At 66.4% G+C, this 15,170-nt stretch carries 7 protein-coding genes, 7 pseudogenes and 1 riboswitch; of the genes and pseudogenes, 8 read left to right on the top strand and 6 right to left on the bottom strand.

Features of this window, described 5'->3' with window-relative positions:
* The first annotated feature begins 14 nt into the window (after positions 1 to 14).
* A complete protein-coding gene (locus tag FQ389_RS06615; RefSeq protein WP_144206453.1) occupies positions 15 to 482 on the top strand; it encodes a DUF2231 domain-containing protein in 468 nt (155 codons plus the stop codon).
* 33 nt (positions 483 to 515) lie between these two features.
* Here the strand turns inward: FQ389_RS06615 and FQ389_RS06610 are convergent.
* Positions 516 to 2,092, bottom strand: a pseudogene (locus tag FQ389_RS06610) (FadD7 family fatty acid--CoA ligase).
* Between the two features lie 189 nt (positions 2,093 to 2,281).
* Here FQ389_RS06610 and oxc point away from each other — a divergent pair.
* Positions 2,282 to 3,988 (top strand): oxalyl-CoA decarboxylase, encoded by a 1,707-nt coding sequence (gene oxc / locus FQ389_RS06605; protein ID WP_144206429.1) that lies wholly within the window; start codon positions 2,282 to 2,284, stop codon positions 3,986 to 3,988.
* On the opposite strand, the pseudogene FQ389_RS06600 reads toward oxc, so the two are convergent.
* Positions 3,972 to 4,901: pseudogene (locus FQ389_RS06600) on the bottom strand (LysR family transcriptional regulator). The gene oxc and the pseudogene FQ389_RS06600 sit on opposite strands and share 17 nt — an antisense overlap.
* 476 nt (positions 4,902 to 5,377) lie before the next feature.
* Between FQ389_RS06600 and FQ389_RS06595 the strand changes: the two are divergent.
* Both FQ389_RS06595 and FQ389_RS06590 read left to right on the top strand, forming a co-directional pair.
* Positions 5,378 to 6,133: a L,D-transpeptidase gene (locus FQ389_RS06595; protein WP_144206452.1), complete on the top strand. Its 756-nt coding sequence runs from the start codon at positions 5,378 to 5,380 to the stop codon at positions 6,131 to 6,133.
* A gap of 143 nt (positions 6,134 to 6,276) precedes the next feature.
* A pseudogene (locus FQ389_RS06590) lies at positions 6,277 to 7,858 on the top strand (SDR family oxidoreductase); the annotation flags it as partial.
* 17 nt (positions 7,859 to 7,875) lie between these two features.
* Here FQ389_RS06590 and FQ389_RS19280 read toward each other — a convergent pair.
* On the bottom strand, positions 7,876 to 8,037 hold the full coding sequence (locus tag FQ389_RS19280) for a hypothetical protein (protein ID WP_260860551.1): 162 nt from the start codon (positions 8,035 to 8,037) through the stop codon (positions 7,876 to 7,878).
* A gap of 82 nt (positions 8,038 to 8,119) precedes the next feature.
* Between FQ389_RS19280 and FQ389_RS06585 the strand changes: the two genes are divergently transcribed.
* Complete coding sequence (locus FQ389_RS06585) at positions 8,120 to 8,368, top strand: hypothetical protein (protein WP_144206428.1); 249 nt, start codon at positions 8,120 to 8,122, stop codon at positions 8,366 to 8,368.
* A gap of 179 nt (positions 8,369 to 8,547) precedes the next feature.
* Here FQ389_RS06585 and FQ389_RS06580 read toward each other — a convergent pair whose 3' ends face one another.
* Entirely contained in the window at positions 8,548 to 10,197 is a 1,650-nt protein-coding gene (locus tag FQ389_RS06580; RefSeq protein ID WP_144206427.1) for an NRAMP family divalent metal transporter, read from the bottom strand.
* A gap of 546 nt (positions 10,198 to 10,743) precedes the next feature.
* Positions 10,744 to 10,915: riboswitch (M-box (ykoK) riboswitch) on the bottom strand.
* Between the two features lie 123 nt (positions 10,916 to 11,038).
* Between FQ389_RS06580 and FQ389_RS06570 the strand changes: the two are divergent.
* Positions 11,039 to 11,588: pseudogene (locus FQ389_RS06570) on the top strand (O-methyltransferase).
* A gap of 3 nt (positions 11,589 to 11,591) precedes the next feature.
* Here FQ389_RS06570 and FQ389_RS06565 read toward each other — a convergent pair.
* Entirely contained in the window at positions 11,592 to 13,589 is a 1,998-nt protein-coding gene (locus FQ389_RS06565) for an acyltransferase family protein (protein WP_144206425.1), read from the bottom strand.
* A gap of 623 nt (positions 13,590 to 14,212) precedes the next feature.
* Between FQ389_RS06565 and FQ389_RS06550 the strand changes: the two are divergent.
* A pseudogene (locus FQ389_RS06550) lies at positions 14,213 to 14,574 on the top strand (nuclear transport factor 2 family protein).
* A gap of 23 nt (positions 14,575 to 14,597) precedes the next feature.
* A pseudogene (locus FQ389_RS21175) lies at positions 14,598 to 14,844 on the top strand (hypothetical protein); the annotation flags it as partial.
* Between the two features lie 87 nt (positions 14,845 to 14,931).
* Here FQ389_RS21175 and FQ389_RS06540 read toward each other — a convergent pair.
* Positions 14,932 to 15,089, bottom strand: a pseudogene (locus tag FQ389_RS06540) (DUF899 domain-containing protein); the annotation flags it as partial.
* Positions 15,090 to 15,170: the final 81 nt, after the last annotated feature.

The raw sequence follows: 15,170 nt of genomic DNA, 5'->3' as shown, positions 1-15,170 counted from the left end.
TCCCGGATTCGATCATGTCGACATTCAACGGACTGCCTGCGCATATCCTGCTGAACCATTTCGTCGTGGTCTTGGGCCCACTCACGGCGATCCTGGCGATCCTGTGCGCGTTCTGGCCGTCGGTGCGCCGGAGGCTGATCTGGGTGGTGGTGGCGCTGGCGATCTGCACGCTCGTCGTGACACCGCTGACCGAGAGCTCGGGTACCTGGCTGGCCGCGCGGGTCAGGGCGGCCCCGATCCTGACCCGGCATGAGGAGCTCGGCGAGACGCTGATCTACATCGTCGCGGCGCTGGCCGCGACCGTGGCGGTTCTGGCGGTCATCCATGTCCGCCAGGAGCGCGGCGACACCGTGAAGGTGCCGCTGCACATCCTGGTCGGCGTGCTGGTGGTGGCCGCCGCGGTGGCGACCCTGGTCCAGACCTATCGGATCGGCGATTCGGGCGCCCGCGCCGCGTGGGGCAGTGTGACGTCAACTCCGTAATCGCCTGTCGCACAGCTCTTTTCGGGTGCGGCGTCAGCCGCCGAACTGCACCGCGCGGCAGTCCAGCGACCCCTTCGCGGTGTGCGGCAGTGCGCTGGTCTGCAGGAACGTCGCGGGCACCTCGTAGGGCGCCAATCGTTCACGGCAGAACTCGACGAGTTAGTCGGGGTCCAGCGCCGCCGCACCCCGGACGACGACTGCCGCCGCCATCTCGCCGTACATCTTGTCCGGCCGCCCGAACACGGCGACCTCCAGCACATCGGGATGGCTCGCCAACACGCCCTCGACGCGCTCCAACGAGATCTTTTCCCCGCCGCGGTTGATGCGTTCCTTGATGGGCCCGCAGATCCGCAGATCACCCGCGGCCGACAGCGAACCGAGATCGTCGGTTCGCAGCCAGCCGTCGGTGAAGTGGGCGGCGGTGATCGCCGGGTCAAGGTAGCCGCGCACCACGGTCGGGCCGCGCAGCCGCACCTCGCCGATGGCTTCGGCGGCCAGCGGTTCTCCGTCGGGCGTCACGATGCGGATCTCCGGGCTGGTCGACTTTCCGACAAGACCCCGTGTTCCCGCCGGGTTCTCGGGTTGATCAATCCTGGTGGTGGCGACCTGGTGGGTGCCTTCGGTCATGCCGAACGCACTCACCACGGTCGCGCCCAAGGTGTCCTGCAGGGCGCTGGCCGTTTCCGGGGTCAGCAGCGCGCTGCAGATGCGGATGAAGCGCAACGCGGCGTGCTCGCCCGCCGACCGGTCGGTCGCGGCCCACTCCAACAAGATCTGGTGAATGGTGGAGACCGAGGTGTACCAGGTGGCGGCGACGGCATCGATGTCGTCCCAGAAGGTTGTGCACCGAAGACTCTCCGCGCGCGGGCAACGCCAGGGTGCCACCGGACGCCAGCGTCGACAGCAAGGCGGCCACCAGGCCGTGGCCGTGGTAGAGCGGCATCACCGAAACCGTGGCGTCCTGTGAGCCCAACCGATAGGCGGCGATGATGGCCCGCACCGCGCTGGCGATGTTCGTGCGCGTCCAGGGGAACATCTTCGGGGCGCCGGTGGTGCCGCCGGTGAACATTATCATCGCGTCGTCGTCACGCAGGCCCTCGGGCGTCGCGACCGCGCGGTCCGGCTTCGCCGACGCGTCCAGCCGCACCGCGGCCGCGCCGTCGCGGTCGACGGTCCCCGTGAACGGCCACCACGCCACGCCCGGCTCCTCGTCGGTGGCGGTCTCCTCGGGTCCGGGTCCCGTCGACCAGCACCACACCGGCTCCTACGACCTCGCTGCGCGCGCTGATCGCCGACTGGCAAGGCGGGTTCCAACGGAACCGCGATCAGCTCCGCGCGGGAGGTGGCCGCAGGCCGACCACGAATTTGGCGTTGCTGCCCGACCGCAGCGCCACCCGGTCCCCGGGCCGCAGACCGGCGTCGATCAGCTGTTTGACCAAATCGTCGACCAGCTGGGTCAGTGCGCCGTAGCTCATCGGAATTCGCTCGGACGTGACAACGAGCGCGGTCGCCTTCGGGCCGCGACCGGCCGCCGCGGCGACCAGGTCGGCGATGCTCGGCGCCTGGGTGGCCAGTTCCGCTGCCGGGAGCTCGGTCGTCGAGTCAGACATCGCCGTGATCTTTCCGCCTCGTCGACCGCGTGACAACACATGATTCCAATTTTGATTCTAGGATGCCGAGCAACCTTCCCATCCGTCCAATACTGTTCACCTGACGATTGATAATCGGCAGCTATCGAACCTACGCCATGCACCGAGCAGCGCGGTGACCAGAGTTCATCGCTGAGGAGGAGCCGGGACATGACCCCCAGCGCCGATCTGACTGACGGCTTTCACTTCGTCGTCGACGCCCTGCAGGCCAACGACATCGACACCATCTACGGCCTCGTCGGCATCCCGATCACCGATCTCGCGCGCGTCGCGCAGGCGCGCGGTATGCGCTTCATCGGGTTCCGGCAGGAGACGTCCGCGGGCAATGCCGCCGCCGCGGCCGGGTTTCTCACCGGCCGGCCAGGGGTGTGCTTGACGCCCTCGGGGCCGGGTTTTCTCAACGGGCTGCCCGCGCTGGCGAATGCCACCACGAACTGCTTCCCGATGATTCAGATCTCGGGTTCGAGCAATCGGGCGTTGGTCGATCTGCAGCGTGGCGATTACCAGGACCTCGATCAGCTGAACGCGGCCCGGCCGTTCGCGAAGGCGGCGTTTCGGGTCGACCGGGTCGAGGACATCGGGCTGGCGGTGGCACGCGCCATCCGCACCGCGGCCTCCGGCCGGCCAGGCGGTGTGTATCTTGACATTCCGGGCGCGGTGCTGGGTCAGGCGTTGGCCGCCGGGGCCGCGGCCGCCGGAGTGTGGCGGGTCGTCGACCCCGCACCGCGGCAGCTGCCGGCACCCGAGGCCGTCGATCGTGCGCTCGACGTGGTCGCGCAGGCGCGCCGTCCGCTGATCGTGCTCGGTAAGGGTGCGGCGTATGCCCGCGCCGACGCCGAAATCCGGGATTTCGTGGAGGCGAGCGGAATTCCGTTTCTGCCCATGTCGATGGCCAAGGGGCTGCTGCCGGATTCGCATCGGCAGTCCGTCGCGGCTGCACGCTCGCTGGCCATCGGCCGCGCGGACGCGGTGCTGCTCGTCGGCGCGCGACTGAATTGGCTTCTCGGACACGGTGATTCGCCGCAGTGGTCGCCCGACGCGAAGTTCGCCCAGGTCGACATTGCGGCGTCGGAGTTCGACAGCAACCAACCGATCGCGGCACCCCTGGCCGGCGATATCACATCCGTGGTCGCTGCGCTGCGCGCCGGCCTGGCCACCCGCCCCGTCGACGTGCCACGGGAATGGATCGACGAGCTGGCCGATCGGCGGGCCACCAATGACGCTAAGATGCGACAACGTCTCGCCGAAAACCCCCACCCGATGCGCTTTTACAACGCCCTGGGCGCGATTCGTTCGGTGCTGCAATCGAATCCGGATGTCTACGTCGTGAACGAGGGAGCCAACGCGCTTGACCTGGCGCGCAACGTCATCGACATGGAGCTGCCCCGGCACCGCCTCGACACCGGGACGTGGGGGGTGATGGGTATCGGCATGGGCTACGCGATCGCGGCGGCCGTCGAGACAGGCAAACCGGTCGTCGCGATCGAGGGCGACAGCGCGTTCGGCTTCAGCGGCATGGAAGTCGAGACGATCTGCCGCTACCGCCTGCCGGTGACGGTCGTGATCCTTAACAACGGCGGCGTCTACCGCGGCGACGAGAAACCCACTGGAGCTCGGCCGGCGCCGACCGTGCTGAACGCCGCTTCCCGGCATGAGCTGATCGCGGAGGCGTTCGGCGGCAAGGGATATCACGTCAGCACACCCGACGAGCTGCGGGCCGCACTGACCGAGTCACTGGCCTCGAACGGGCCGTCGGTCATCGACTGTGCACTCGACCCCGCCGCTGGGGTGGAGAGCGGCCACCTGGCCGGGCTCAACCCGACCAGCACCGCCACCCCGGTCAGCGCCGGCGGGTGACCCCCAGCAACTGGCTGTCGAAGAAGTCGTTCAGCGAGGGCTGATGTGCGACGGCGATAAGCGCCTGGGCGACCGGCGATCCGGGCCCGGTGGCGTTGGTGGCCATCGCAATCTCGGCGGTCACCACCGGGTCGACCATTTCGACAGCACGGATTTCGCCGCCCAGCGACGATATCTACAGTCAGGTGTGCGGCACGATGCACGCCCAATTACCACTGGCGACCTGGGCGAGTAGCGAAGCCACGGAGTCAGTCTCGACCTGTGGAGCGACGGTGATGCCGTGCCCGGCGAAGGTCTCGTCGATGATCTGACGGTCCCGCATATCGGGGGTGATCAATGCAACGACAACCGCGCGGCATCCCGCCACGGCAGCGTGGACGCCCCGGAGGGCAGCATGTCCGCCGACGCAACAGCACGTAGTGCTCGGCATACAGCGGTACCAGGCTCACGTCCTGGGCGTCGTTGCGAGAAGCGTGCACGATCGCGGCGTCGAGTTCGAATTCACGTAAGCGCCGGTATAGTTCGGTCGCGGCCAGCCGTGAATGGATTTGTACCTTCGCCAGCGGATGCGTTGCACAGAAGGCGGAGAGCACCAGCGACGCCGTCGTGGAGGCGGTGTGCACCGTGCCGAGCCGAAGCGTTCCGGTGATCCCGGACCGAACCGCATCCACCTCGGTCTTGAACATATTATGCTCGGCATGAATCCGCTTGGCCCACACTACCAGTCGTTCGCCTTCGGTGGTCAGACCCTCGAAACTGTGTCCCCGGTTGATCAGCGTGACGTTCAGCTCGCGCTCCAGTTCGCGATCGACGCGGACAGCGCCGGCTGGGACACGAAGCACTTCTCGGCGGCGCGAGCGAAGTGACGTTCATGAGCGACCGCGACGAAGTACTCCAGTTGACGAAAGAGCAACCGGACCTCCTCGACCACCGCGCACTGATTCCGCTGAGGTTAACCCGTTGCCGGCCCGCCGGCCAATCCTGCCGTGCGCTCCCGATCCGCAACCCGCTTCCGCCACTTCGGGCACGCTTCGGGCACGAAAGACCGCATGTATTCCGGCGAAGACCGCTTTCCCGCTATACCTTTCACACGAGGATGGGCACCGGCTACGACGACACCGTTGCCCTGCTGCGGTCCGCTCCATGCCAGGTCACTTCCGGCCCAACAGCTTTAGGTCTCCCCCAGCGAGTTACGGCCGGCCGCAACGACGATCCCCCGAGTGGGGCGGCGGGCCGTGTTGGCGGAACGAAATTGAACGCTCGACCGGCTCCGCACCGTGTCACAGAAGGGACGACGGCGGATCGGCGGAAAGTTTGCTAAAGCCGCATCAGCCGGACAACCCGTAAAATATAGTCGTGTTGATCGCACCATCTCGAAGGGTGGACGCCATAGTCCGTGGGGTTCGTTATTCATTTGTTATGGTCGCGATCACGGCCTTGGCCGCCGTGGCGTCGGGATCGCGCGCGGACGCTGCGGTGCCGGTCCCCCAGCCGACTCCCGCGATCGCCGCGGTTTTGCCAGCTGACGGTGCCACGGTCGGCATTGCGCACCCGGTGGTCGTGAAATTCACCGCACCGGTGTCCGATCGCGCCGCTATCGAGCGGTCCATCCACGTGTCGTATCCCAGCAACATCACCGGGCACTTCGAGTGGCCGGAGAACAATGTCGTGCAATGGGTTCCGAACCAGTACTGGCCTTCGCACAGCCATGTCTCGGTGGGTGTGCAAGAGCTGACGACGGGTTTCGACACCGGCGACACGTTCCTCGGCGTTGCCAGCATCTCCGGCCACACCTTCACCGTCAGCCGCAACGGGGAAATTCTGCGCACGATGCCGGCCTCGTTGGGTAAGCCCAGCCGCCCAACGCCGGTGGGTAACTTCATCGCTCTGGAGAAGCAACGCAGTGTGGTGATGGACTCACGCACGATCGGAATCCCGCTGAGTTCGCCGGACGGCTACAAGATCACGGCGCAATACGCGGTCCGGGTGACCTGGAGCGGCGTCTACGTGCACTCGGCGCCCTGGTCGGTCGACTCGCAGGGGCATGCCAACGTCAGTCACGGCTGCATCAACCTGAGCCCGGACAATGCCGCCTGGTACTTCAACAACGTGAATGTGGGCGACCCCATCCAGGTCGTCGCCTGACGATCCCGGGCGCCCGCTCATCACGCTGAGCGGCTGCCCAGTTAACGGCCAGTGGCCGCGCTCACACCGATCGGTGGAAGACTCGCGACGGGCGGAGAGTCTGCGCTTAAGGGTCATCCAACCGAGAGTCTGGGAATGATTATAGCGAACGGCCCTATCTGTTGGCCGTTGTCGTTCCGACCGCCAAGGCACAGGAACGGTACGCAGGTGATCCCGACGGGCTCAAGGCCGCGTTGGCCGAATCCCTGCGCCGTACCGGTAAACTCGCCGAGCTGCAATCCTACGAGGTGCCCGCCGACTTCCTGGTGGAAACCGAACCGTTCAGCGAGGACAACGGCCTGCTGTCGGGCGTCGGTAAGCTGTTACGGCCCAAGCTGAAGAAGCACTACGGTAAGCGGCTCGAGGAGCTGTACGCCGAGCTGGCCGCCACCCGGACCGCCGAACCGCGGGCGCTGCGCGAGGGTGCCGCGGACCGGCCGGGGATCGACACCGTGGCCCGCGGGGCCGAGGCGCTGCTCGGCCTGCCCGACGGGCCGCCGGCACCGGACACCCGATTCCTCGACCTCGGCGGTGACTCGCTGTCGGCGCTGACCTTCTCCAACCTGCTGCACGACATCTTCGACGTCGAGGTCCCGATGGGCCAAATCATTAATCCGACATTGGATCTCGGTCAGATTGCGGATTACGTTGAATCAGAACGTGGATCGGGATCCAAGCGGCCGACGTTCGCCGCCGTGCATGGTCGCGGCGCGACCGTGGTCCGCGCGTCCGACTTCACGTTGGACAAGTTCATCGACGCCGCGACGTTGGCCCAGGCCCCGTCGCTGCCCCGGGCGACCGGCACCCCGCACACGGTGCTCCTGACCGGCGCCAACGGGTACGTCGGGCGCTTCCGACCCTGGAATGGCTGGAGCGGCTGGCCGAAAGCGGCGGGAAACTCATCACCATCATCCGTGGTACGGACACCGAAGCAGCCACCAAGCGGCTGCAGGCGGCGTTCAGCAGCGGGGACGCTCAGTTATTGGCGCGGTTCCAGACCCTGGCCGCCGATGACGGCGACGTCCGCACCATGAGCGCGGTACGCCCGGTCGACGCCATCTATGCCAATGGCTACGCCAACAGCAAGTGGGGAGGCGAGGTGCTGCTGCGCGAGGCGCACGACCTGTGCGGCTTGCCGGTCGCGGTGTTCCGGTCGGACATGATCCTTGCGCACAGCCGCTATGCCGGACAACTGAACCTGCCAGATACGTTCACCCGCTTGATCTTCAGTCTGCTGGCGACCGGGATCGCGCCCCGGTCTGCGCGCGGACTTCGTCGCCGAGGCGGTCACCACGCTGGGCGCCCAGATCGCCGCCACGGGTGGCGAATACCGATCCTTCGATGTGATGAACCTGCACGAGGACGGCATCTCGCTGGACGTGTTCGTGGACTGGTTGATCGCTGCGGGTCACGACATTCGGCGAATCGAGGACTACGACGAGTGGTTCGCGCTTCGAGACGGCGCTGTGGGCGCTGCCGGACAAGCAGCGGGCGCACTCAGCGTTGCCGTTGCTGGACTCTTACCGGGACCCCGCGACGCCGCTGCGCGGCGCACCGGCTCCGGCGGATGTGTTCCGCGGCGCGGTGCAGGCGGCCGGAGTCGGTGCCGACAAGTACATTCCGCACCTGTCCGAAGCGCTGATCGGTAAGTACGTCTCGGACCTGCGGCTGCTCGGCCTGATCTAGCCCGACCGGCTAGTCGTTCAGGCCGTTCTTGACCGCGGCGGCTTGCTTTTGGCTGATCTCGGTGGCGAACGCCGGTCAGTAGGGTTGCCGGGCGCGCTGTCGAACTCCAGGTTGACCAGTGCCCTGCCCTCGGTGAACAGCAGCACAGTGATCGCCTGCGAATGGGTCCTGCGCGACAACACCGGAAATCATCGCCCCGTTGGCGCCGACGTCAACCGGCTGCCAGGTGTCGCCGGTGACGTTTGCAAGTAGTTCGTCTTGGTGTTCTCCAACCCGGTCGCCGCGACGGCGGGATTGTCGACCACCAGGATGGTGTCGCCGATGCGGCGGCCGTTGTCGGGATTGACGAACAGCTGTGCGGCGCCGACGGTGTTGTTGAAGTTTCAGCACCGGCGGTTGGGGAGCGGTGAAACCGGCACCGATGTCGTCGGGCTGGATCAGCAGCGCGCTGTAGCCCTGGGGTGGTACCGGCCGGCGGGGTCGATGCCGGCGTCGCGCCGCTTGAGCTGAGCGATGCGGTTTTGCTGTCGGTACCGCAGCCGGTGAGTACGACGCCGATGAGGGCAGCGGCCACCACCCAACCGGTGGCGGTCCTCCGGGCAGGTCCATGGGCATTCCTTCCAGCGGGGACGGGGCCAGCGGATATGAACATACGCGCCCGCGTCCCACCGGCGGGGTGCGTGATCGTGTCAGCTCATGCCGGCCTGAACAACCTTGATGACCACGAAGACGACGGCCAGGACGAGGTAGCTGCGCAGCACCAGCAGCCCGGTCCGCTGCGCCGCCGACATGACCGGCCGACCCAGCGAGCTCAGATCCGGGGTCTGCCAGTCCAGCCGGTCCTGGTGCCGAAGTGCTCGGCGCTGCCCCCGACCGAGCGGCGCGACGAGTTCGGGTTCGCGACTGCCGCGGGAGCGAGCGCCACCGGTGGCTGCGGCGATCCCTCCGATCACGCCGACGGCGACGCCGGCCAGCAGCCCGTCCTCGAGCGTGGCGGTGGACAGGCTCGGAAAGAATGTCGCGGCCGTCAGCGCCAGCGACAGCAGCACCAGCGCCCATACGATCGCCCAGGCGATGATGTTCTGCCGCAACGTGTTCACCCACGGCCCCAGCAGTGCCCGGTCATTGCACAACAAGACCAGGAACACGGTGGCCGACGGCAACAGGATGCCGGCCAGCGCCTGCACACCCTGGGTGACCAGGCCGAGGATGTGGTCGGGGCTGAACGCGACCGCCGCCGACGCGGCGAGCAGCAGCGCGTAGCCGCCGTAAAACCACGGCGCCTCACCGATTTTCCAGTGCAGCGAGTGCCGCTTGCCCATCGAATCGCCGATCGCGTAGGTGGTGGCCAGCCCGATCGCGTTGGCCCCGATCAGCGACCCGTCCAGCAGAACGATCGCGAACAACGTTCCCACCGTCTTACCCAGGTGGGCGCCCAAACCGCTGGCCACCGCGCCCGCGTCGGTGAACCCACCGGCACCGGAGCCGGCCAGGCCGAACGCGGTCACGGCCATCAGCGCGGTCGCGCCGACGATGACCACGACGATCCCGATGACCAAGTCGGCCCGCGCGTAGGGGATCCAGCGTGACGTGATGCGCTTGTCCACCACATTGGATTGCTGGAAGAACAGCTGCCAGGGAGCCACCGTGGTGCCCACGATCGCAATGATCAACAGCAGCGCGGTGGAGTCCAGCCCACCCGGGAATTGCGGGATCAGCCCCGCGGCAGCCACTTTCACGCGCGGACGTACCAGCAGTGCCAGCGGGATGATCACCACGTTCACCGCGATCAGCAGGAACATCAGCGCCTCCCAGCACCGAAACGACCCCCCGGCCACCACCGCGAACAACAGCACGGCCGCGGCCGGGATCGCGACGACCTTCGGGCAGCCCAGAAAGCCCAGCGCCAACGCCACGCCGATGAATTCGGTGACGATCGTCAAGGCGTTCAGGACAAGCAGATCTCCGACACTGAAAGCGCCCCAGAACTTTCCGAATCGCTCGAAGATCAGCCGGGCATGACCGACCCGGGTGACCGCACCCAGTCGCAGCACCATCTCCTGGTTGACGTAGAGTACCGGGATCAGCGGGACCAGCGTCCAGAGCAGGCCCATGCCGTAGTTCTGGCCCGCCTGCGCGTAGGTGGCCACCCCACCGGCGTCATTGTCGCCTACCATCACGATCAACCCGGGTCCGGTGATCACCATCAAGGTCCGCAGCCGACGCCACCAGCCGGACAGCGCGCCGGCCTCGTCGTGCCCGATGCGGCCGAACGCTCCGACGATATCGCCCAGGTGCGCGGAATCCAGCGTGTTCTGCTCGGCAGTAACCGACGTCATCGGATCCTCATTTCTGAACTCGGGTGGACAGGTGGAACGGGTCAGCGGTGGCGGCCTGGGCCGGGCGGTGTCATTGCGTCCGGGGCGGACGCAATGACCGCGACCGGCATCCGCGAGACATACCGGTACGGTCGCTCGTCGTAGCTCGGGATACGCATCGCGCACCAGTTGTTGATCCGCAGCCGACCGCCACGCAGCATCGACAGACCGCGGCGCCAGCTGACGCCGTGAACACGGTGTGCAACAACAAAAATCATGATCTTCCCCTTAACCGGAAGTCCGATCGGCTCACCAGCACGCTGGGTTTAAGCCAGCAAGAGGCAACGCCACATACCGCTGATGCGGTTGTGGGACAGGCGGATTCAGAGCTGGATCAGCAGCGGGAGGCGCCGTAATCGGATCGGAACAAGATGGATTTCGAATTGGAATTATCGCCGGGACTCATCTCGCCCTCACCTCCCTACGGCCATGGCACACGAGGGTGCCGTTACGTTCACACGCGGAGGGGCAGGGACGGCAATCGCGATGACCCGCTATGTCCGCCGTACCGCACCCCTCTCGTCGGAGCTTCGGCACTACACGGCGTATCTGAAATATCCAGAAGCCACTTGGGCTCAACCCTTGGGTCCGGGAAGAGCTGTCCTGACCCGGGGCGTCTCTCGACGTTCGGGGTCAGTGGCCTGTATCCGTGCAGAAGCCTCACCTACCGAGGTGCTTGCCCATCCATGCTGGCACCGGGAACGCCGCTCGTCAAACGGATCGGGCCGGCGGTGTCCTGGCTCACAGCCGATCTGCGCAGGTGCCGGCCGCGGCGGCGACGTTGAGGCATACCCTCGACGGCATGGCCAACACTTTGCCAGATCCGCGTGTCGAGGCCGCCCTCGACCGGATGTACACCGAGACGAAGAATCAGATGTCGCTGCTGCGAGAACGGATGGACGAGTTCACTCGGCCGATGACGGCCGCGGAACGCAGCGAAGCGATGAGCGAGTTTTACATTCCCGTGACGCCGGACGTCCGCGACAACGGGGTCGGCCGGGTGATCACCACCGAGCTCAGCGCGAGCAAGAACGCCGCCCCGAAGCAGACGTTCGCCGAGACCGGGCTGGACGACGTGATCACCATCCTCGAGGGCGATGCCCTCACCACCCTGCAGGACCTGGACGGGCCGGTTGAGTTCGTCCTGCTCGACGGCTAGAAGGACCTAATATCTCCCGCTGATTACGTTGCTCGAACCGAGGCTTAGCACAGGCGCTCGGTCGTTGCCGACAATGCCAGCGCGGCCGACATGACGCCCTATCTGGCGGGTACGCACCCCGCCAACGGGTACACCAGCTTCAATCTGCTCGCCCGGGAAAACGTACAGTATGGAGATCAGCTGCTGCATCTAGTGGCTAGCGCAGCGACTCTTCGAGCCACGGAGTCAACCACTTCACCCCTTCGGGAGTGAGGTGGACGCCGTCGCTGCGCACCTTGATGCCGTCCACCTTCGCCGTGTAAACACCGTCCGGGCAGAGCTTTTTGTTCAGATCCAGAATCTGGACATTCGGATGCTGGGCAACGGTCTTGCGCAGCATGGTGTTCCATTGATTCACCCGATCGGGCTGGTCTTCGGGGTATAGCCGGCCGTCCGGCTTCTCGCCGCCCTGGCTATAGGGCACCGTGGCCACCACCACGCGAACTCCGTTGGCGCTGACGATGTTCAGAGCCCGCTCCAGCTCCCCGTTGAGGTACGCGTCGAAGGTCGGATCGCCGATGTGGGTCCACTGACCTTCGTTGACCCGGTCCACCGTCTCCCAGCGGCCGATGACAAGCAGCGCGACGTCTGGCTGGTCCTGGCTGACCTGGGCCGCCCACCGGCTCGGCCAGCTGTCGCATTCCGGCCGTTGTTCCAGTGTCTGGCCGAGGTACCGATACGGGGTGCCCCGTACCATGCTGCATCCGATGACGGTGTGGTCGAGGAAGGCGAACCCCGGCGTCGGCGGCAGGTAGTGCATCCAGGTCCACCCGATGGAGTCGCCGAAGACCGAAACGGTGAACGGCCGGTTGGGGTTTCGCGGTCCCACAGGGCGACTCCCGCCGAGCTGCGCCGGCGACACCGCGGCAACGGCCGAGACGCCGGGCGGCATCCCCTCACGCAGGCCCGGGCCAGTTCCGACGGGAATCACCAGCAGCGTGATCGCCGCGGTGCTGGCCACGGTCGCGGCGGCCAGCGGCAGCAACGCCACCTGGGCCGGTCGCCAACGGCGTATAGGTTGCTCGATCAGCCAGTACGACGAGGCCGCGACCACCAGCGTCGCCCCGCACCGAGCGGCGAACAGCGGCCAACCCGCCCACCCCGTTCGTTCGCCGTTGAGCGCCATGAAGATTGGCCAATGCCACAGGTAGACGCCGTAGGAGATGGCCCCCAGCCACACCAGCGGCGGCAGCGCCAGGATACGGGCGATCAACCCGCGCTGCTCCATGGCCACCGGGGCGACGACGAAGACCACGGCCAGGGCCACGCCGATCAGCAGGCCGTGGCGGAAATCGCCGATGTTGCCGGTGGCAAAATGAGCCGCCGCCGCTAGGCCAGCCAGACCGACGACCGGGAGCACGCGGGCGACCCGCCGGCCCCAGCGAGTCCTGATCATGCACCAGCCGCGGTTCAGCGACGGCCAATCCCGTACCAGCAGAGCGGCTGCCGCCGACCCGACCAGCAGCGCCTGCGCACGGGTGTCGGTGCCGAAGTAGATGCGGTCCCGGGTGCTGTCGGAGACGAAGACGATGGCCGCCGTCGCGGAGGCCAGCGCCCCCAGGGTGGAGATCACGAAGGTAGCGAACCGCACCCCGCCGACGGTGGCGTGCATGAAGTAACGCTTAGCCCGCGCCGCCAGCAGCAGTGTCACCACGATCAACAGCACCGGCCAGATGAAGTAGTACTGCTCCTCGACGCCGAGCGACCAGGCGTGCTGCAGCGGTGAGGAGGTGCCCTGCGTGAAGTAGTCGGTCTTTTGCGCGACGAAGTGCCAGTTCGCCACCCACAGAAACGCCGCGATCGCGTCGTCGCGCAAGCCGGTGAGGGCCTGGGCGGGCAGCAGTACCCGTCCGGCGCCGACGGCGAGCACCATCAGAACCAGCGCCGGCAGCAGTCGGCGGGCCCGGAGAATCCAGAAGCCCGTCAGGTCGATACGGCCGGTGCGCCCGAGTTCGTCGAGTAGCAGCGAGGTGATCAGGAAGCCGCTGAGGACAAAGAACACGTCGACGCCGAGGAACCCGCCACTCACACCGGGGATGCCGCCGTGATCGGCGAGGACCAGGCCAACCGCGACGGCGCGCAGCCCGTCCAGCGCGGGAATGCCGCTGCGGCGCTCGGGTTTGTCCCAGACCACGAGCCTTCCGGAACGGCGCACGGGGGCGACCCATCGACGCGGCCCAGCAAAACATTCCGGCGCGGGATTCTCCCCGCCCGGCTCAGTTTTCGTCTTCAGCGTGGTCGGACCAGTCTGCCGCCCAGCACGGTAGTTGCTGCCGATACGTCGTCGCTCCTCCTCGTGACGTCAGCCAGCTTAGAGGCGGCCGCGCACGATCAGGTGGAGGACACGCAGTGGTTTTCGGCCGTCCCCGGGGTTCGAATTGGGCGCCGGGCTTCAGCCCTCGTCAGGCGTGTATCCCAGGGTGCTCTTGACTTCCAGATACTCGTGAAAACCGAACTCGCTCCACTCGCGGCCGTTTCCGCTGTGCTTGTAGCACGATAGGTCTGTTGGTAGCCTTCCCGAGTCTCGCTGCGCGACAACGTTTCCACCGACTCGATCAGCGGATGAACGAGCTTGATGTTGTTCAGGTCCACACAACCATGGACGGCGTCGGGTGGCGCCGACACCTGCTCTCTCGGCGTCCGGTCGGCGTGGACGATCCACCAACTCAGATCCACCAACTCATAGGAAGAACCTATCTCGTGATAGGCCCAAGCTACTTCAACGGCCACGACGCGCTTACCGTGGACCCAGAGCGAGCGGAGACGACATGAGCGCACCTGGTCACGTGGGTCGAGCGCTACCTGGCCTGCCTGGCGGCGCACGACTGAGACGGACTGGCCGACACGATCGCCGCGGAAGGCTTGACCCAGGAGGGGCCGTTCTGCGATGTCGTCGGGCAAAGCCCACTATGTCGCCTACCTACGCAAGGTGTGCACCAATCTGGCGGGCCCACCGGTTGCGGGTGCACCGGGTTTCACACGTGGATCCTCGCCTGTCCTACGCCGAGCTGTCCGCAACATTTGAGGCCAACGGCGCCGCCACGACCTGTCCCGAATGCATCCTGTTCGAGCAGGACACCGAGGGTCTGATTTGCCGGGTCAGCGTCTTTTTCAAGCAGCGCCGGCCCGCCGCCACGTAGTGTTCTATTCCCTCGCTCGCGGAATTGACCTACCGTGGCATGGATGGAAGGCAGAGGCAACTCCGGAGTCGGTGCCGGCCGAGAAATTGCACTCGGGCGACCCGATCACCGATTGTGGTCAGCGCTACATACTTCTCGAGTCGAAATCTCTCGGCGACAGCTGGGTAGTAGTGCTCGAGCTGGAGTCCTGAATGGACCACCAGCTGCAGGTCATCGAGAAGTCATTTCCGGCCGGGATACCAGGTCGATCGGGCAAACCACCGAATTCTGCACGGCCCGAATAGTGCGCGAGTAGCCGTCCGACGGCTACCGCGCACTTGTGTTTTCAGCCCGAATCTTTTCGCCGGCGTCGATCAATCATTGCGCGGGGTCGTCGGGATCATTCGGGTCAGGGTCGCCGAACCACCGCGACGGCTCGTGCTGACCGTAGCTGTTATGCCAGTCCCACCATTCGTAGGCGCGCTCTGCGGGTAACCGGGCGGCCAATCCTCCCAGGTCTCTTGACGGCCCAGCGAAACCCCACTCACCAGAGCGGTGGTGTCATCGCCCGGCCTGCTTTCGGGCGCATGTGTAGACAGGTCACCGGCACCCCAGGA

Origin of the sequence: Mycobacterium tilburgii, assembly GCF_902168065.1 — a bacterium.
Lineage (GTDB): Bacteria > Actinomycetota > Actinomycetes > Mycobacteriales > Mycobacteriaceae > Mycobacterium > Mycobacterium tilburgii.
Note: the sequence above shows the minus strand (reverse complement) of the source record. Positions and strands in the feature narration are given on the sequence as shown.

What these genes read in the sequence shown, in the direction of transcription:
- FQ389_RS06615 (WP_144206453.1), top strand. Translation starts at nt 15, where the DNA reads ATGTCGACATTCAACGGACTGCCTGCGCATATCCTGCTGAACCATTTC.
- FQ389_RS06580 (WP_144206427.1), bottom strand. Translation starts at nt 10,197, where the DNA reads ATGACGTCGGTTACTGCCGAGCAGAACACGCTGGATTCCGCGCACCTG.
- oxc (WP_144206429.1), top strand. Translation starts at nt 2,282, where the DNA reads ATGACCCCCAGCGCCGATCTGACTGACGGCTTTCACTTCGTCGTCGAC.